Origin of the sequence: Streptomyces sp. NPDC050617 (assembly GCF_040654795.1) — a bacterium.
GTDB lineage: Bacteria > Actinomycetota > Actinomycetes > Streptomycetales > Streptomycetaceae > Streptomyces.
Genome location: NZ_JBFAIS010000005.1, coordinates 273,389 through 290,287, shown reverse-complemented (window position 1 = coordinate 290,287; position 16,899 = coordinate 273,389). Strand labels below are relative to the sequence as shown.

At 70.4% G+C, this 16,899-nt stretch carries 15 protein-coding genes; 6 read left to right on the top strand and 9 right to left on the bottom strand.

What is annotated here, in order from left to right:
* Positions 1-40: 40 nt before the first annotated feature.
* From AB0I49_RS09890 to AB0I49_RS09880, 3 genes are all read right to left on the bottom strand, one after another.
* Positions 41-1,999, bottom strand: a complete 1,959-nt coding sequence (locus AB0I49_RS09890; RefSeq protein ID WP_363226328.1) for a phosphocholine-specific phospholipase C — start codon at positions 1,997-1,999, stop codon at positions 41-43.
* 201 nt (positions 2,000-2,200) lie between these two features.
* The gene (locus AB0I49_RS09885; RefSeq protein WP_363226327.1) at positions 2,201-3,325 is read right to left on the bottom strand and encodes a hypothetical protein; all 1,125 of its coding nucleotides are present in this window, start codon (positions 3,323-3,325) and stop codon (positions 2,201-2,203) included.
* A gap of 318 nt (positions 3,326-3,643) precedes the next feature.
* Positions 3,644-4,141 (bottom strand): nuclear transport factor 2 family protein, encoded by a 498-nt coding sequence (locus tag AB0I49_RS09880; RefSeq protein ID WP_363226326.1) that lies wholly within the window; start codon positions 4,139-4,141, stop codon positions 3,644-3,646.
* Positions 4,142-4,276: 135 nt separating this feature from the next.
* Between AB0I49_RS09880 and AB0I49_RS09875 the strand changes: the two genes are divergently transcribed.
* The gene (locus AB0I49_RS09875; protein WP_363226325.1) at positions 4,277-5,176 is read left to right on the top strand and encodes a LysR family transcriptional regulator; all 900 of its coding nucleotides are present in this window, start codon (positions 4,277-4,279) and stop codon (positions 5,174-5,176) included.
* 57 nt (positions 5,177-5,233) lie between these two features.
* Here the strand turns inward: AB0I49_RS09875 and AB0I49_RS09870 are convergent, their stop codons facing one another.
* Positions 5,234-6,127 (bottom strand): NADP-dependent oxidoreductase, encoded by an 894-nt coding sequence (locus tag AB0I49_RS09870; RefSeq protein ID WP_363226324.1) that lies wholly within the window; start codon positions 6,125-6,127, stop codon positions 5,234-5,236.
* Positions 6,128-6,197: 70 nt separating this feature from the next.
* Here AB0I49_RS09870 and AB0I49_RS09865 point away from each other — a divergent pair, with 70 nt between their 5' ends.
* Positions 6,198-6,809: a helix-turn-helix domain-containing protein gene (locus AB0I49_RS09865; protein ID WP_363226323.1), complete on the top strand. Its 612-nt coding sequence runs from the start codon at positions 6,198-6,200 to the stop codon at positions 6,807-6,809.
* A gap of 328 nt (positions 6,810-7,137) precedes the next feature.
* Here the strand turns inward: AB0I49_RS09865 and AB0I49_RS09860 are convergent, their stop codons facing one another.
* Positions 7,138-8,208, bottom strand: coding sequence for an aldo/keto reductase (locus AB0I49_RS09860; protein ID WP_363226322.1), 1,071 nt, complete (start codon positions 8,206-8,208; stop codon positions 7,138-7,140).
* Positions 8,209-8,455: 247 nt separating this feature from the next.
* Here AB0I49_RS09860 and AB0I49_RS09855 point away from each other — a divergent pair, with 247 nt between their 5' ends.
* On the top strand, positions 8,456-9,019 hold the full coding sequence (locus AB0I49_RS09855) for a TetR/AcrR family transcriptional regulator (RefSeq protein WP_363226321.1): 564 nt from the start codon (positions 8,456-8,458) through the stop codon (positions 9,017-9,019).
* Positions 9,020-9,077: 58 nt separating this feature from the next.
* On the opposite strand, the gene AB0I49_RS09850 is transcribed toward AB0I49_RS09855, so the two are convergent.
* On the bottom strand, positions 9,078-9,626 hold the full coding sequence (locus AB0I49_RS09850; protein WP_363226320.1) for a DUF1062 domain-containing protein: 549 nt from the start codon (positions 9,624-9,626) through the stop codon (positions 9,078-9,080).
* A gap of 421 nt (positions 9,627-10,047) precedes the next feature.
* On the opposite strand from AB0I49_RS09850, the gene AB0I49_RS09845 reads away from it, so the two are divergent.
* From AB0I49_RS09845 to AB0I49_RS09835, 3 genes are all read left to right on the top strand, one after another.
* A complete protein-coding gene (locus AB0I49_RS09845; RefSeq protein ID WP_363226319.1) occupies positions 10,048-11,994 on the top strand; it encodes a S53 family peptidase in 1,947 nt (648 codons plus the stop codon).
* A 188-nt stretch (positions 11,995-12,182) separates the two neighbouring features.
* Positions 12,183-12,341, top strand: coding sequence for a hypothetical protein (locus AB0I49_RS09840; protein WP_363226318.1), 159 nt, complete (start codon positions 12,183-12,185; stop codon positions 12,339-12,341).
* Positions 12,338-13,099: an SDR family oxidoreductase gene (locus AB0I49_RS09835; RefSeq protein ID WP_363226317.1), complete on the top strand. Its 762-nt coding sequence runs from the start codon at positions 12,338-12,340 to the stop codon at positions 13,097-13,099. The genes AB0I49_RS09840 and AB0I49_RS09835 overlap by 4 nt, the downstream gene beginning before the upstream one ends.
* Before the next feature lie 64 nt (positions 13,100-13,163).
* Here AB0I49_RS09835 and AB0I49_RS09830 read toward each other — a convergent pair whose 3' ends face one another.
* The 3 genes from AB0I49_RS09830 to AB0I49_RS09820 form a co-directional block, all read right to left on the bottom strand.
* On the bottom strand, positions 13,164-14,684 hold the full coding sequence (locus tag AB0I49_RS09830) for a thioester reductase domain-containing protein (protein ID WP_363226316.1): 1,521 nt from the start codon (positions 14,682-14,684) through the stop codon (positions 13,164-13,166).
* A 126-nt stretch (positions 14,685-14,810) separates the two neighbouring features.
* Positions 14,811-16,052, bottom strand: coding sequence for an MFS transporter (locus AB0I49_RS09825; RefSeq protein WP_363226315.1), 1,242 nt, complete (start codon positions 16,050-16,052; stop codon positions 14,811-14,813).
* On the bottom strand, positions 16,049-16,765 hold the full coding sequence (locus AB0I49_RS09820) for an FCD domain-containing protein (RefSeq protein ID WP_363226314.1): 717 nt from the start codon (positions 16,763-16,765) through the stop codon (positions 16,049-16,051). The genes AB0I49_RS09825 and AB0I49_RS09820 overlap by 4 nt, the downstream gene beginning before the upstream one ends.
* Between the last annotated feature and the right edge of the window lie 134 nt (positions 16,766-16,899).

Genomic DNA, 16,899 nt, shown 5'->3' with positions numbered 1-16,899 from the left:
GGGCGGGGAGGGGCCTTCCCGACGGCCCCTCCCCCGTGGCTCAGTCCTGGTAGACCGTGCCGGCCCAGCGCCGTACGAACCCGTCCGCGCCGGTCACGGTCACGTCGTAGCGCCCGTCCTCCGTCGGCCAGTCCACGTGGGCGGGGCGGCCGGCCTGGACCTCGACGGTGCGGCCCTTGCCGCCGTGGCCGCCGGGCTCCAGCGTGAAGTGCGCCTCCTCGCCCCGCGTGTGCCCGAGCGTCAGCCGGACGGTGTGCCGCTCCGCCGTCGCGGTCGCCCGCGCCGTGTCCTTCGCCGCGCCCTTGAACCGCCGTACGAACCCGTCGGCGCCGTACACCGTGAAGTCGTACGCGCCGCCCGTCTTGGCCGTGTCCCACTCGTAGACGGCCGTCGCGCCGGGCGCGACCGTGAACGGGGCGCCGGCGAACGGCAGGTGGGCGTTGGGGAAGACGGTGTAGTGGAAGGCCGCCGCGCCCTGGTTGCCCATGGTGCAGGTGACCTTGCCCGTACGGGCGTCCACGGTGGTCTTCGCGTCCGGCCGGTAGGGCAGCGGGCGGTGCGGGCGGGTGCCCGGCTCCTGTACGGGCGTGGTCTGCTGACCGTTGCCGGGGAGCTTGACCGGCGGCAGCTTCTTGCTCTGGTCGGCCTTGCGGACCAGCTCCTTGGTGTCGGGGAGGCGCGGGATGGAGTAGTCGGGGGCGGAGAAGTCGAAGCAGCTGGTGAGGTCGCCGCAGACCGCGCGCCGCCAGTCGGTGATGTTCGGCTCGCGCACGCCCGTGACGCGCTCCATCAGCCGCAGCACCGAGGTGTGGTCGAAGACCTGCGAGTTGGTCCAGCCGCCGCGCGACCAGGGCGAGACGACCCACAGCGGCACCCGGTTGCCCAGCCCGATCGGCTGGCCCTCGGCGAACTCGCCGGGGGTCCCGGCGGGCGCGGTGGGCGGCACGACGTGGTCGAAGTAGCCGTCGTTCTCGTCGTACATGACGAGGAAGGCGGTGTGCTTCCAGACCTCGGGGTTGCCGAAGAGGGACTGGAGGGCGGTGTTGACGTAGTCCGCGCCGTAGTCGGGGCTGGCGGCCGGGTGCTCGCAGAAGAGGTAGGGGGACACGAGCCAGGAGACGGTCGGCAGGGTGCCGTCCTTGCAGTGCCGGTCGAAGGCGGACAGGTCGAACTTGGTCATGGCGTTGACGTAGCGCGGGTCGTCCTTCGCGAAGGCGTGGAACTGCTTGAAGTACGAGAGCCCGTTGCAGTCGTAGTCGCCGTACCGCTCGTCCATGCCCGGGTTGTGGTAGACGCGCCAGCTCACGCCGGCCTTCTGAAGCCGCTCGGCGTAGGTCGTCCAGTCGGCGACGGGGTTCTCGGTGACGACGCTGTTGTCGGTGAACGGCCCGGTGGTGCCGTCGGTGCCGGGCCCGGCGGTGCCGCTCCACAGGTAGAGGCGGTTGGGGTCGGTGGGGCCGGCCAGGGAGGCGAAGTAGTGGTCGGCGACGGTGAAGGCGTCGGCGAGCGCGTACTGGTACGGGATGTCCTCGCGGGTGAAGTAGCCCATGCAGCGCTCGCCCTTGGCGGATATCCACTGGTTCATGGCGCCGTGGTTGATCGCGTCGTGGCTGGTCTTCCAGTCGTGCGGGAGCCCGTTGGCGTTCTGCGCGTTGAAGCGGGTGGTGTCCATCCGGTACGGGAGCAGATAGCCGCCGTCCTTGCGCCCTGAGTCGGGCTGGCGCAGCACGGTGGACCCGTCGGGGAAGACGAGCCCTTGCCGGTCGTCGAAGCCGCGGACGCCGCGCAGGGAGCCGAAGTAGTGGTCGAAGCTCCGGTTCTCCTGCATGAGCACGACGATGTGCTTGATCTCGCCGATCCCGCCGCTTTCTTCCACCGCCGCGGCGGCGCTCTCATCCGTACCCGCCGCCTCGGCGGCCGTACCGGCCGCTCCGATCAGTCCGGCGGCAGCGGCCGCGGTGGAGGTACCGACGAAGGCACGGCGCGTGAGTGAGGTCACGGGGCAACTCCTCAAATTGGGGGCCCCAGCACGCTAACCGTGTGGCGTGCGCAACGGAATTGACAGGGGGTGACTTCGGGACGGCTGTGGGGGGACGAGGAGATGGGCGTACGCACGTCGCCGGGCTTGAGTACACGCGTACTCAAGCCCGGCGACGGTCCGTACGAAACCCCGTGGGAAGCGCTGCTCCCCCGGCGCCGGCTACGGCAGGGACCACCAGTCGACCCACAGGTCGGAGTGGTCGGCGAGGACGAAGGCGTACGGGCGCTGCGCCGCGTTCGCGGTGTCCTGGACGGTGATGGCCTCACCGGCGCGCTCGACGACGCGTCCGGGCGGCGTGCCCTGCGCCGCCCAGTGCCATGCCTTGCCGTCCCACCAGTTCACGTACAGCTTGGAGTCGTCGCCGATGACGAAGACGTAGGGGCGGGTGAAGGCGCTCGGGCCGTCCTTCATCGTGACCGCGCCGACGGAGTCGAGGATGAGCCGCCCGCTGGGCGCACCCTGGTCGCTCCAGCTCCACTTCGTGCCGTTCCACCAGTTCACGTACAGCTTCGAGTCGTAGCCCTGCACGAAGACGTACGGCCGCTCGGCCGCCTGCGGGTCGTTCTGGACGCTGACGACGCCCGCGCCCTTCTTGACCGGCTGGCCGGACGGCGCGCCCTGGTCGCTCCAGTTCCACTTGGAGCCGTCCCACCAGTTGACCCACACCCGCGAGTCATCGGTGATGACGAAGGCGTACGGGCGGGTGAAGGCGTTCGGGTTGTCGCGCATCGTGGTGACGCCGATCGCGCGGGAGATCGTGCGGTTCGGCGGCGCGCCCTGGTCGCTCCAGTTCCACTTGGAGCCGTCCCACCAGTTCACGTGCATCCGGAAGTCGTCGGTGAGGACGAACACGTACGGGCGCTGCGCCGACGTCGGGCTGTCCTGGACCGTGACGACCCCGACGCCCTCGCGGACCTGGCGGCCGGCGGGCGCGCCCTGGTCGCTCCAATTCCACTTGGAACCGTCCCACCAGTTCACGTGGAGCTTGGAGTCGTCGGTGAGCACGAACGCGTACGGGCGCTGCGCCGACGTCGGGCTGTCCTGCACCGTGACCGCGCCGACCTTCTCGATGACCGTGCGCCCGGCGGGCGTGCCCTGGTCGCTCCAGTGCCACGCCTTGCCGTCCCACCAGTTCACGTACAGCCGCGAGTCGAGGCCCCGTACGAAGACGTACGGGCGCTGAGCGGCCTGCGGGTCGTCCTTCATCGTGACGGCGCCCATCGTGGCCCGGACGCCGATCGCGGCCGTGGGCCGCTGCTGGTCGTTCCACTTCCACGAACCCATCGTGTTCCTCTCCGGCCCGCCGCCCCGCGCGTCGCGGGCGGGGGCTAAGGCGATACGTGCTGGAAGACGTACTGGACGAGGTACTGGCCGACGTACTGGAAGGCGTCCGGCGCGTCGCGGTGACGGACACCGGTACGCGGGGCGGGGACCGGTCGGGTCCCGCGGGGTTCCTTGCGCGCCACTCTCGCAGCGCCCCCACCGCCTGTCACCGGCGCGGTAGCGGAAGGCAGCGCTCAGCACGGAGTTTCGGACACCGGCGACCGGGCCGGTCCGCCGCCGTCGGGAACGCCGAAAAAGGCTCGTACTCCCGACGCGCTCTCAGTCCGTCGCCCACATGGTGCTGTTCACGTGCGCGGTGTCGTGGTGCTCGTGGTACTTGCTGATCTTTCCGTCGCTGAGTTCGAAAAGGAAGTGATAGTGGTTGCGGTAATCCCGTGCGTTCTTCAGTTCCATCGTGGAGTACGCCTCCACGGCGACCCGGTCGCCTTGAATGGTCCACGCGGTGGGCGTGATGACCAGCGGGCCGTCCGTGATCGAGTCGAGCGGCCGGAGCATGGCGCGGAATTGTCCTTTGGTGACGCGGCCGTCTCCGGGGGCGCCGCTCATCCACCATTCGACGTCGTCGGTGAGGCAGTCCAGGAGCTGTTCCAGCGGTTCCGTATTGTCGGCGGCTCCCCAGCGTCCCTTGGCGTAGAGGCCCAGGAAGTGTTCGACGACTTCCTTCTTCCGCGCGTCGTCCATGACGTGCGCGTCGTCCTCCATCAGGTGCGCCTCGTCCATCACGTGCGCTTCGCTCATCACGTGCGATTCGCTCATTACGTCGCCTCCGAATTCCGGGGATGAATGGCCGGTGTGCGCGATCCAGCGTGCATGACCGCAGATGCGCGCACAAATGATGGTCCGGAACCTCTGATATGCGTAATGGGAATACCACGGTTGTAGGGTGAAGGCATGACGGATGTGACTCTCGTGGGACTACGGGTCGTACGCGAAGTCGCCGCGACGGGTTCCTTCAGCGAGGCGGCGGCGTCCCTCGGCTACACGCAGTCGGCCGTATCCCGTCAGGTGAAGGTCGTCGAATCCGCCGTGGGCGCGGCCCTGTTCGAGCGGAAGGCGCGCGGAGTGACGCCGACGGAAGCCGGTGTGGCTTTCGCGCGGCACGCGGCCGACGTCCTGTCGAGCCTCGACGCCGCCGTCCGCGAGGTCGGCGCGCTGCGCCGGCACGTCACGGGCCGCGTCACCTTCGGCGCGATCCCCGCCGCGGCCGCGTCCCTGGTCCCCCGCGCCCTCGCGCGCCTGGCGGCCGAACACCCGCGCCTGACCGTCGACTTCGTCGAGGACTCGACCCCCGGCCTGCTGCGCCGGCTGCGTTCGAACCGGCTGGACATCGCCGTCGTGGGGGTGTGCGCCGGACCCCAGGAGCACGACCTCGACGGGCTGCGCCAGGAGACGCTGCTGGAAGACGATCTACGCGTCGCACTCCCCCGGCGCCACCCCTTGGCCACGCGGTCGCTGGTACGGGCCGACGAACTGCGCCACGAGAACTGGATCGTCGAGAGCACCGCCGATGGCAGCCCGTCGTACGGGGCCTGGCCCACCCTCGTCCAGCCCGCCATCGCCCATCAGGCGCGCGCATGGTCCACACGCCTGGGGATGGTGGCCGCCGGCCTGGGGGTCTGCCTCCTGCCGGGCATGGCCGTCCCCTCCGCCCCGGCCGACGTGCGCGTCGTCCGGGTCGAGGACCGCCACTGGCAGGGGCGCGCGACCCTCGCCGTGACCAAGGAACAGCGCTCCGCGGAGACCGGGGCGGCGGTCGCCGCGCTCCGGGAGCAGGCGGCTGAACTGCGGTGATCCGTACCGGTCAGGGAGGGGTACAGCCCGTTCCGGCCCGTGCCGCGGGGCGCCTGCTCAGATCACGATGACCCGGCGCCCGCGCGTGTGGCCGGCCTGGCTGTCGGCGTGCGCCGCCGCGGCGTCGGCGAGCGCGTACGACTTCTCGACCGGGATGTGGAGCTTGCCCCGCGAGATGAGGTCGGCGGCCTCGGTGAGCGCGTCCGGCACGCTGCCGGCCACGCCGGAGAACCGGACGCCGAGGTCCGGCGCGCCGAGGTCGGCGATGGTGATCACCTTCTCCGGGTCCCCGGTCAGCTCGACGAGTTCGCGGATCACACCGGAACCGGCCAGGTCGAGGGCCGCGTCGACGTCGCCGAGCTGCCGTACGCGCTCGGTCCAGCCCTCCCCGTACGTCGTGGCGACCGCGCCCAGGCTCCGCAGATAGTCCTGGTTCGCGGCGCCGGCCGTGCCGATGATCGCGATGCCGCGCTCGCGGGCGATCTGCAGCACCGCCGACCCCACTCCCCCGGACGCGCCGCTGACCAGCAGCGTCTGGCCGGGCCGCACCCCGGTCTGGGCGATGATGCGCAGCGCGGTCTCCACCACGGAGGGGTACCCGGCCGCCTCCTCGAAGCTCAGCCCCTCCGGCATCCGGGCCCAGGCCGACAGCACCGAGAACTCGGCGTACGTGCTCGCCCCCTCTCCGAACACGCGGTCGCCGGCCTCAACGCCTTCGACGCCCTCACCGACCTCGTCCACCACCCCGGCCGCGTCCTGCCCGACGCCGGAGGGCAGTTGGACCGGGTGGGCACCCAGGACCTGGCCCTCCCGGAGCCTCCAGTCCACGGGGTTCACACCCGCCGCCCGCACGGCGATTCGTACCTGGCCGGGGCCCGCGTGGGGCTCCTCGGCGTCGATGAGCTGCAGAACGTCCGGACCGCCGAACTCGGCGAAAGTTACTTTCCTCATGCCGCCGACCGTAACACTAACGGTTAGCTTTAAAAAACAGTTGTCGTTTCGTACCTGATAGCCTGAGTCCATGACTGTGCCCAGCGCGCCCACCACGCCACCAGCGCGGACCGAACCGACCGGACGCCGCGAGCGCAAGAAGGCCGCGACCCGCCAGAAGATCGCCGACACCGCCTTGCGGCTCTTCCTGGAACAGGGTTACGACGCGGTGGGCATCCGCGACGTCGCCGCCGAGGCGGATGTGGCCGTCACCACGGTCTTCTCGCACTTCGCCTCGAAAGAGGCCCTGGTCTTCGAGCAGGACGAGAACTTCGAGCACCGCCTCGCCCGGGCCGTCACGGACCGGGCCCCGCACGAACCGCTCATCCCCGCGCTGCACCGCGAGATGCGCGCCATGGTCCGGCACTGCGCGGCGGAGAGCGCCGCCCCGCTCTGGGACATGATCGACAAATCCCCCGACCTGCGGCAGTACGAGGAGTCGATGAAGCTGCGGCACGCGGAGTCGCTGGCCACAGCCATCGCCGCCGACCTCGAACCGCCCCGCACCACGACGGCCTGTCGCGCCGTCGCCCGGTTCGTGGTCGACGCGCACGCGCTGGCGCGCGAGGCGGCCGACCCGGACGCGGCGGTGGACGAGATCTTCCGCATGATCGAGGCCGCTTGGGAGACCACGGGGCGGTAGCGGCACCAAAGGTTTCGCCGCCGTTCACGGCACAACTCGATGCCGGTGGTGTACGTGGCATCGAAGGCGAGGAATGCGGCCGCCTCGGCGAACTCTTCGACGGTGCCGTAGCGCGCTTCATATCGAGCCGAGCTCGCTCTTTACACGGCAGGTGATCACCACGCGAGCTCCGCCTTGCACCAGCAGCTCCGCCGGCGCGAGCCCCCATGCCGCTGCTGCCGCCCGTGATCACCGCATTCTCGTCGCTGTACCTACCCCTACCGAGGTTGCTCCGATCCGTCATCGAAAACATGTCGACATATCTGGACGCCGTCGCTCATGAAGCACATCAGCCGCGGGTTTCGATCTTCATGTCGCCTGTGGTGACCGTGCGGATGTGATCGCTGGCGAGCACGCCGTGCGGATTGCCGAGGTCGATGGCGCCGGCCTCGTCGAGGCGGGCCAGCTGGGAAGGAGCGAGGTCGACCCGCAGGGCGCCCAGGTTGTCCTCCAGCTGCGCGACGGTGCGGGCGCCGATGATGGGCGCCGTCACGCCCGGGGCGTTCAGGGCCCAGGCCAGTGCGACCTGGGCGGGTGTGCGGCCCAGCTCCGAGGCCACCTCCTTCACCACGTCGGCGATGGCGAGGCTGCGGTCGGTGACCCAACCCAGGGCTATGTTGAGGCTCTTGCGGTCGCCGGCGGTTTCGCCGACGACGGAGCCCGCCTGGTTCTGGTCCTCCCGGCTGTACTTGCCGGTGAGCACCCCGCCGCCCAACGGGGAGAAGGGGACCACGCCGAGTCCCATCTCGCGTGCCATCGGGATCAGGTCACGCTCCGCGGTGCGCTCGATCAGGCTGTACTCGGTCTCCAGGGCGACCAGCGGCGACCAGCCGCGCAGGTCGGCGATCGCCTGCATGCGCGACACCTGCCAGGCCGGGGCGCTGGAGACCGCCACGTACAGCACCTTGCCCTGCCTCACCAGGTCGTCCAGACCCCGCAGGATCTCCTCCACCGGCGTCCTGAAGTCCCATACGTTTACGTAGAGCAGATCGATGTAGTCGGTGTTCAGCTGCCGCAGACTGGCCTCCACCGACGCCAGCATGCTCTTGCGGTGGGTACCCCCGGAATTCGGGTCACCGGGCCGGCGCAGCGTCGAGTACTTCGTCGCCAGCACCATCTTGTCGCGGTTGGCGCGGGCGAATTCGCCGAGCAGCCGCTCGGAGCTGCCGTTGGTGTAAGTGCTGGCGGTGTCGAAGAAGTTGCCGCCGAGCTCGGTGTAGCGGTCGAAGAGCTTGCGCGCCTCGTCGCGCTCGGCGCCCCAGCCCCACTCGGTGCCGAAGGTCGCCGTGCCCAGCGCCAGCGGTGAGACCCGGAGTCCGGAACGGCCCAGCAGCCGGTAGGTGTCGAGAGTGAGTGTCATCGTGTTCTCCTGCGGGATGCGGTTCGTGGCGTTCGAGCGCGAGCGAGGGCAGCAGGTCCAGCGATCCCAACCGCGCCGACAGCGCTGACATCAGGGCGCTGGTATCGGAGCGCACGCGCCCGTCGGTCACGGAAGCGATGGGTGAGCCCGTAATCGGGGAACTCCCCGGTTTCCTCACCGTACACTGAACCGGGGACTTCCCCGAATCGTTCCCGAGCCTCATCCGCCACTCACGATCGCGAAGGTCATGACACCTCCACGCAGCCCCCTGCGCGCCGACGCGCAGCGCAACCGCGAGCAGCTGATCGCCACGGCCGCCGAGGTCTTCGCGTCCGGACGCGCGATCTCGCTGGACGCGATCGCCAAACGCGCGGGGGTGGGGAACGCCACCCTGTACCGGCACTTCCCCACCCGAGAGGACCTGGTCGAAGAGGTCTACCGGGACCAGATCCGGCCCTTGCACGAAGACGCGCGCACCCTGCTGGCCGCCAAGCCGCCCGCGCAGGCCCTCCACGCGTGGATGCTCCGATTCGCCGACTGGGCCGGTGAACGACGCGGCATCTGCGAGGCCCTGGTCGCCATGAGCGCTTCCGGCCGCTTCGGCACCGGACCGGTCTGCGACGAGGTCCAGCAGGTCCTGGCGATGGTGCTCGAAGCCGGCGCCGCGGCAGGAGAACTGCGCGGCGACATCGACCCGGTCGAGGTAGGCGGCATCCTCGCCGGTCTGCTCTCCGTGGCCGGCGCACCCGAGCAGCGCCCCCAGCTGAACCGCATGCTGGACATCGTCGTCGACGGACTCAGGCCCCGCTGAGCGACCAGGGGCCTGTCCGGCGGATCTCGCCGGACAGGCCCCCAGTCCCGAAAAAGGCTCAGCGCTTGAGCGTGAAGGTGAAGTCGCCGGAGAGCTTGCCGCTCAGCCGGACCGCCGAAACGAGTTTCCCTTCCGTGATCAGTCTCTCGACCTCGGCCCGCGAAAGACCGCAGCCTTCAGCGATCAGCCGCACCGGCCGGACGGGTATCCGTGCGGCGAAGCGGACCGAGACGTCGATCACCTCGCGGTCCAGGTGATCCGATCCGCCGGTGTCGAGGCGCCAGGCGTCGTCCCAGTCGAGGGCGATGCGATTACGGCGCCGCACGACCGGATTCCGGAGCAACTCAGCTGCCAGACCAGGGTCGTTGTCATGCATCCGATCCAGCAGCTCAGGTCGTACGGAACGCACGGTCATCCGCTCCAGGACCGTGAGCTTCACCGTGTCCCCGCAAGCGGTACAGAGCACGAGGAGCCAGGCGTCGAGGAGCTTGTGGTTGGCGTTGACGCGAAATTTGCCGTTTGCCCGGAAGCGCTCGGACGCGCACGCGTGGCAATGGCGGAGAACGGTCGGCAGGCAGGTGGGCATGACCACCCAGCTATTGAGCAAAGAAGTACACCGATTTCAGTGAGAAGTCCGCAGCGAAAAGGAGCGCGGCGCGCATGCGCGACGCGCGACACATCAGCTCTCGGGAGGTCTCACAGGGTGTACAACGGCACGTCCTTGTCTAGACGGCTTGGCTTCGCCAGCACGGTAATGGCGCGCAGCGTCGCTGTTCCACTGATTTTCGAGCGTCTCGCCGCCAGGTGCTGTCCAGCGGATATCCACACCCGCGTGAGCTCGGACTTCCGCACCCGCACCGGCCACGTGGCGCTGGAACCGCCGCAGACGGAGCCGGACGGCCCCTAAAACTATCCTGACATGTTTCTGACATTTGCGGCCTACGGTCGGAGCGTGCCGCGGCAGCGGTCGACTGCGCGGTCGACGAGTTGCCCCCTTTGGATCGAGACATCCGGATGGAGACTTCATTTTGCGGACGAGTAGATGGCTGGCGCTGGCTGCCGTTGCCGGGCTGGCCCTTACGGCGACGGGTGAAGGCACGGCCGGCGCTGCGACGGATACGAATCAGCGGGCACTGGTGGGAAACACGCCGCTGTGGACCGCTTCGGCCGAGCACCTCGGGCATGCGGACCCGGGCGGGACTCTCAAAGTGAACATGCTGCTGGCCGGTCAGGATCCCGCAGGGCTGGCCCGTCATGCTCGAAAGGTTTCGGATCCGCACAGTCCTTCCTACCGGCATTTCCTGACCGCGCAGCAAACTCTCGACCGGTATGGGACCAGCCATGCGCAGGTGGAACGGGTCACGAAGTGGGCGCGTGCCGCGGGTCTGCAGGTTACGGTCAGCGGGCCTCACTCGATTTCCGTGCGGGGAAACACGAGCCGGATCGAGGCAGCCTTCGGCACCCGCATCGACGAGTACCGCGTCGACGGACGTACGGTGCGGGCGCCCGCCCGTTCCGTCAGCGTTCCGCACTCCCTCGCGGGCGACGTCTTCGGAATAACCGGGCTGGACACGAGGCAGTCGGCGCATCCTGCGAGTGTTCACAAGAACGGCCCTTCCACAACCGACAGCAAATGCTCGTCGTACTACGGGGAAAAACCAGCGGCCAACCTCCCGAAGGCTTACGGGCGGACCGTCTCCTGGGAACCGTGCGGCTATACGCCGGCGCAGATCCGCAGCGCCTACGGCATCAAGGGGACCGGGCTCACCGGCAAGGGCGCCAAGGTCGCGATCCTCTCCGCCATGGCCTCTCCCACCCTCCTGAAGGACGCCAACACCTTCGCCGCTCACCACGGTGAGAAGCCCTTCGCACCGGGGCAGTTGACACTGCGCCTTCCGCCGGGCGCGGCCCAGCCCCTGGGTGACGACGAAGGGGCGATGGATCTCGAAGCGGTGCACGCGGTCGCTCCGGACGCCGCGGTCACCTTCGATGTCGGGACAGGCGACGTCACCGGCAACGCGGTGCTGGACGCGCTGACCGACGTCGTCGACCACCGGCTCGCCGATGTGCTGACGAGCTCCTACGTGGAGGGCGTTCTGCCCGGTCGGCCGCAGGATGAGGACCCGGTGGACCCGGCGATCGTGAAGGCGACCGAGCAGTCCCTCCAACAGGCCGCCGTCGAAGGCATCAGCACGAACTTCTCCTCGGGCGACGGCGGCGGTTTCGACGACGACAGCGATTCCTCCCATGGGCCCCCGCAACTGGAATATCCCAGTTCCAGCCCCTGGACCACCGCTGTCGGCGGGACGAGTCTGGCTATCGGGGCCAAGAACGAATATGAGTGGGAGATCAGTTGGGAGAGCGACGCTTCGAACCTGGCGGATGACGGCAAGTCCTGGGCTCAGCCTTTGCCCGGAACCTTCTCGGCCGGCGCGGGCGGCGGTGTGAGTACTGCTTTCCCCCAGCCCGCCTACCAGCGCAAGGCCGTACCCGCCGCGCTGAGCTCACCGGACGGCAAAAAGCCGATGCGGACCATGCCCGACATCGCTGCTGTGGGCGACTTCCACACCGGAATCCGCGTCGGCGTGTCACACCCATCCGCCACCGGCCAAAAGCCCGAGTACCGCGAACAGTCCGACGGAGGCACGAGCCTGTCCTCCCCCCTCATCGCCGGTATGGAGGCCCTGTCCGTCCAAGCGGCAGGCGGCAAATCCCTGGGATTCGCGAATCCGACTCTCTACGCTCTACAGGGGACGGGGGTCTACCACGACGTCACCGACCACCCCAGCGGGGCGCACGAGAAGGAAGCCTTGGCCGCGGAGATGGTGACCTCTCGAACGCACGAGAAATACACTCAGCTGTTCACTCTCGGGCAGTCGGCCGACGCGGGTCTGGTATCACGCCCCGGCTATGACACGGTCACCGGTCTGGGCTCACCGACAGGGAAATTCTACAAAGCCCTGGCAGGCAAGTAACACACATAGATCCGCAACCTGTACGCGCGTTAGAACAGGGCCTCTTGGTGACTCGCGGTTGTCCATTCCGGCGAGCGGCAAGAGGCCCTGTGCTTCGGAGGGGGCAGGGCGGTGGCCATGTCCGGACGTTGACACTCGAACATCGAGCGTTGAAGGCTGTCAGCGCACCGAACCGAAGGAGTGTTCAGATGTCCGCGCGCCCCGCCCCCCGTCCGGCCGTACCGGTGGACGACCTCGACACCGCCCGCCCGGAGCTTCTTCAGCACGCCCTCGGGCCGCGCGTTCCGGCCGGCAGCGCGCTGGAGTCCGAGGCGTTCCGCGACGAGGCGCGGGTGTTCGCGCGATGAGGCGGGTACTGGTCACCGGGGCCTCGCGCGGGATCGGCCGGGCCGTGGCGCTGGCGTTCGCCGAGTGCGGGGACCGGGTGGGGGTGCACTACGCGTCCGGCCGCGCCGACGCCGAGGAGACGCTGCGGCGGCTGCCCGGCTCCGGCCACACCCTGCTGGCGGGCGACCTCGGCGACCCGCAGGCGGCGCGCGACATCGTCGACGAAGCCGTGGAGCGCCTCGGCGGGGTGGACGTCCTCGTCAACAACGCCGCCATCGCTACCTCCGACGCCACCCGGCACACGGTGGCCGAGGTGTCCTACGAGGACTGGCAGCGCGTCTGGCACTGCATGCTCGACGTCAACCTGCTCGGCGCGGCGAACGTCACCTACTGCGTCGCCCGGCACCTGATCGACCGCGCCGCCACGGGCAGCATCGTCAACATCGGCTCCCGCGGCGCCTTCCGCGGCGAACCCGACTTCCCCGCGTACGGCGCGAGCAAGGCCGCGCTGCACGCCTTCGGCCAGTCGATGGCCGTCGCGCTGGCGCCGCACGGCATCGCGGTGACGTCCGTGGCGCCGGGCTTCGTGGCCACCGAGCGGCAGGCCCCCAAGCTGGCGGGCCAGGACGGCGAGGGCCTGCGCGGCGAGAGCCCGTTCGGGCGGGTCGGCACGCCCGAGGAGGTCGCGGCCGCCGTGCGCTACCTCGCCTCTCCGGAGGCCGCCTGGTCCTCCGGAACGGTCCTCGACCTCAACGGCGCCTCCTACCTCCGTACGTGAGTGGGGCGGGGTTCGTCAGCCCTCAGGGCTCGTTACGCATGTCGGCGCGGCCTTCCAGCCCTGGTCACAGCAGGTGCTTCGACCGCAGGTCCGCCACGTACTTGGCGATCAGGTCCCGTGACAGGCGGGGGATGTCGTTCTCGTCGCCGAGCGCGGCGGCCCGTACCGCCGCGCGGAATTCGCGCGCCGGAAGGGCGGAGCCGGGCAGGGGCCACTCCGGCAGGGTGAAGGCGTCCAGCAGCGGGAGCAGCGAGTGCCGTCGCCGGCGGTCGGGGAGGGCGCGCAGGGCGGTCTCGAAGCGGTCGAACCACTCGTCGTAGTCGTCGATGCGGACCAGCGGGTGTCCGGCGGCCGTCAGCCAGTCGACGACGGTGTCGAGTGAGATGCCGTCCTCGTGCGGGTTCACGACGTTGAAGGTCCGGTAGCCGTCCCGTGCGGCGTCGCCCAGCGCGGCGACGGCCCGCGCGCTGAAGTCCACGGGGAGCCCGTCGAAATGCCCGTAAACCCCTTCGCCAGAGCCAGAGCCAGAGCCGGAGCCAGAGCCGGAGCCGGAGTTGACCTTGGCGTAGAAGCTGCCCGGCGCGATCCCCGTCTCCAGCAGGCTCAGCAGGAGGCGGGTGAAGACGTCCGGGACGTTCAGCTGGCCCCGGTAGCGCCGGTGGGCGAGCATCGGGTTCGAGCGGAACACGGCGACCGGCAGGCCGAACCTGTCGTGCGCCTCGCGCAGCAGCACCTCGCTCGCCCACTTGCCGGCCGCGTAACCGTCCGCGAACCCGTCCGCGTAACCGCTGTCGAGCTCGCGCGTGCGGCAGGCCGTGCGGATGTCCGCCGACTCGTCGGCCGCGGCTCCGCAGCCGAGGACGACGGCGGCCGTCGACAGGTACGTGAACTGCTTGATCCGGGAGGTGACCGCGAGCCTGATCAGTTCGGCGGTGCCCAGCACATTGGGGCCGAACATCCGGTCGTACGGCAGGACGTGGTCGACGAGCGCCGCCGGGTGGACGATCAGGTCCACGGTGTTGGCCAGCCGCCGCCAGGTCTGCTCGTCCAGCCCGAGGCCGGGCTCCCCGATGTCGCCGGCGACCACCTCCAGCCGCCCGGCGGCCAGGTCGCGATAGTGCCGCAGGAGCTCCGGGTCACCACTGTCGAAGGCCGCGTCGAGCCGGGCCCGCGCGGACTCGTCGGTGCTGCCGCGCACCAGGCACACCAGCGTGCCGCCGCGCTCCGCGACGCGCTCCAGCCATTCGAGGCACAGGAAGCGGCCGAGGTAGCCGTTGGCGCCGGTCAGCAGGACCGTACGGGCCGCCGCCGGGAGCCCTCCGTTCCGGCTGCCGACGGTCTCCGCCGTCATCTCCGCCACCGTCTCCGCGCCGAAGAACGCGTCCAGCGTCAGATCGTCCGCCGCCAGCCGCGTCGCGCCCGGCCCGTGGACGCTGTCCGCGGTCGGGCGCCGACGCCCCGAGTCCAAGGGCGCGGCGGCGCGGAACTGCGGGTCGGTCGCGTACAGATGGGCGCTGACCCGAGCGGCACGTGCGGTGAACTCGTCAGCGGGGAACGCGTCGGTCGAGGGCGGCGAACCGGGCATGAGTGCTCTCCTCCGTGGCCGTAAAGGCGCGCTTCATGTGGGGGCGTAGGGCCGGGGCCGTGCCGCCGGCCCGTACACCCCGGCTGCCGACAGCCACCGGCGGCTTCCGGCGGCTACCAGCGGCTGCTACCGGGCGGAATGGCTCACTTGGCGGTCCTGCCCCGCGCCGTGTCCGGCGATCGCCATGAGGGCGCCGAGGACGACCAGCAGCACGAGCGGAACGGTCCAGGCGCTCGTGGCGTCGTGCAGGATGCCGAGCAGCAGGGGCCCGGCCGCGGCCACGAGGTAGCCGATGGACTGCGCCATGCCCGCCAGCGCGGCGGCCTCGCCGGAGCTGCCGGCGCGTTCGCTCTGGAAGCTCAGCGCGAGGACGAGGCACGGGCCGGCGCCCAGCCCGAGCAGGGTGCAGGCGACGACGGCCAGCGCGGGCGCGGCCACCAGCACGGCGAACCCGGCGGCCACGAGGAGCGAGGCCCCGGCCGCGGTCCACCGCTGGTCATGGCGGCCCCGGGTGAGCAGGGGCAGGAGGCTGCCGGCGGCCAGGGAGATCACCTGGTAGTAGAAGAGCATCCAGCCGGCCGTGGTGGTGCTCGTGCCGTGGCTGATCAGGATGCTGGGCAGCCACGCGACGGCGGTGTAGAAGGCCAGCGACTGCAGGCCCATGTACATGCTGACCTGCCATGCCAGCCGCGACCGCCAGGGGACGGGGCTGCGGGTCCCGCCGGTGGACGCCTGGGGCTCGTCGCCCCGCATCCGGGGCAGCCAGGCGAGGAGCGCGGCGATGGTGAAGGCGACGCCCCAGGCGAGGGCGGTGTGCCAGGAACCCGGCAGGGCGTGGGAGAGCGGGGCGGAGATTCCGGAGGAGACGGCGGCCGTGACGCCCATGACGGTGACGTACAGGGCGCTGATGCCCCGGATGCGGTGCGCGGGCACGCTCCGCCTGATCAGGGCGGGCAGCAGTACGTTGCCGAACGCGATGGCCGCCGAGAGGATCACGGTCCCGGCGAACAGGCAGAACACCGAGGGAAGCGACCGGATCACGGTGCCCGCGGCCAGTACGGCGAGGGCCGCCACCAGCAGGCGCGCGGTGCCGAACCGGTGCGAGGCCCGCGCCACCAGGGGCGACGTCGCGGCGAACGTCAGCAGCGGGAGGGTGCTCAGCAGCCCGCCCCAGCTCGACGTCAGGCCGCTGCCGTGCTCGATCGCCGGCAGCAGCGTGCCGACGCCGGTGAGGCTGACGCGCAGGTTCGCCGCCACGAGGCAGATCGCGATGATGAGCCCGATCGACACGGCCTTGCCCGTGTGGTCGGCGGCGGACGCCCCGGAGTCGGCCCGCTGCTGGGATATGGAAGACGGTCGCGTACTCACGTTCGTGGTCCCTCCGTCCCGCTCGGGGCCTCGGCCTCGTGGTCGTGGGTGAGCCGGACGATGGCCGCCGCCGCGTCGCGGGCGTCGCTCTCGTCACGGGCCTCGATCGCGTCGACGAGCCGCCGGTGCAGCCGGGCGTGCTCCTCGGCGCCGGTGGCCTCCCAGGGCAGGCCGCCCAGGGCGGAGGTGAGGGCGGTGCCGAGGTAGTCGTACACCTCGACCAGCAGGTCGTTCCCGCTCGCCCGGACGACGGCCCGGTGGAACAGTGCGTCGACGTTCCCGGCGGCGGCCATGTCCGCGCCGGCGCAGGCCGCGTCGGCGTCGGCCAGCAGCTCCTTGAGCTGCTCCAGCTGGTCCTCGCTGCGGCGCAGGGCGGCGGCCCCGGACGCGTACTCCTCAAGGACGGTACGCAGTTCGAGAACGTTGTCCCGCTGCGCGGAGCTCGCCCGCCGCACCATGACGGACTGCAGCTCGCTCGACGCGCGTACGTACGTGCCGTCGCCTTTACGAGCCTCCAGCAGCCCCAGGTGCACCAGCGCGCCGAGCGCCTCGCGCAGCGTGCTGCGGCCGACGCCGAGCTCCTCGATGAGGGCCTGTTCCGGCGGGATGCGGGTGCCGACCGGCCAGCCGCCCGACTCGATATGCGAGCGGAGGCTGTCCACGAGCTGGGCGGAGAGGCTGGCGGCTCTCCGCGGCGTGCTGATGCGATTCATGGAAACCAGCGTACACAGATGTCTGACATTTGAACATCACAGGAAGGCGAGCCTTAGTGCGAGGTGGCGCACAGTGGGCGGCGGCGAGGCGGCCACCCCGCCGCCCACCGGCCCCGCGTCAGCCCCTCGGCCGC

Bases quoted from the DNA above. Each gene is read 5' to 3' on its own strand.
- AB0I49_RS09885 (WP_363226327.1), bottom strand. From the start codon at position 3,325: ATGGGTTCGTGGAAGTGGAACGACCAGCAGCGGCCCACGGCCGCGATC.
- AB0I49_RS09880 (WP_363226326.1), bottom strand. From the start codon at position 4,141: ATGAGCGAATCGCACGTGATGAGCGAAGCGCACGTGATGGACGAGGCG.
- AB0I49_RS09875 (WP_363226325.1), top strand. From the start codon at position 4,277: ATGACGGATGTGACTCTCGTGGGACTACGGGTCGTACGCGAAGTCGCC.
- AB0I49_RS09870 (WP_363226324.1), bottom strand. From the start codon at position 6,127: ATGAGGAAAGTAACTTTCGCCGAGTTCGGCGGTCCGGACGTTCTGCAG.
- AB0I49_RS09865 (WP_363226323.1), top strand. From the start codon at position 6,198: ATGACTGTGCCCAGCGCGCCCACCACGCCACCAGCGCGGACCGAACCG.
- AB0I49_RS09860 (WP_363226322.1), bottom strand. From the start codon at position 8,208: ATGACACTCACTCTCGACACCTACCGGCTGCTGGGCCGTTCCGGACTC.
- AB0I49_RS09855 (WP_363226321.1), top strand. From the start codon at position 8,456: ATGACACCTCCACGCAGCCCCCTGCGCGCCGACGCGCAGCGCAACCGC.
- AB0I49_RS09840 (WP_363226318.1), top strand. From the start codon at position 12,183: ATGTCCGCGCGCCCCGCCCCCCGTCCGGCCGTACCGGTGGACGACCTC.
- AB0I49_RS09835 (WP_363226317.1), top strand. From the start codon at position 12,338: ATGAGGCGGGTACTGGTCACCGGGGCCTCGCGCGGGATCGGCCGGGCC.
- AB0I49_RS09830 (WP_363226316.1), bottom strand. From the start codon at position 14,684: ATGCCCGGTTCGCCGCCCTCGACCGACGCGTTCCCCGCTGACGAGTTC.
- AB0I49_RS09820 (WP_363226314.1), bottom strand. From the start codon at position 16,765: ATGAATCGCATCAGCACGCCGCGGAGAGCCGCCAGCCTCTCCGCCCAG.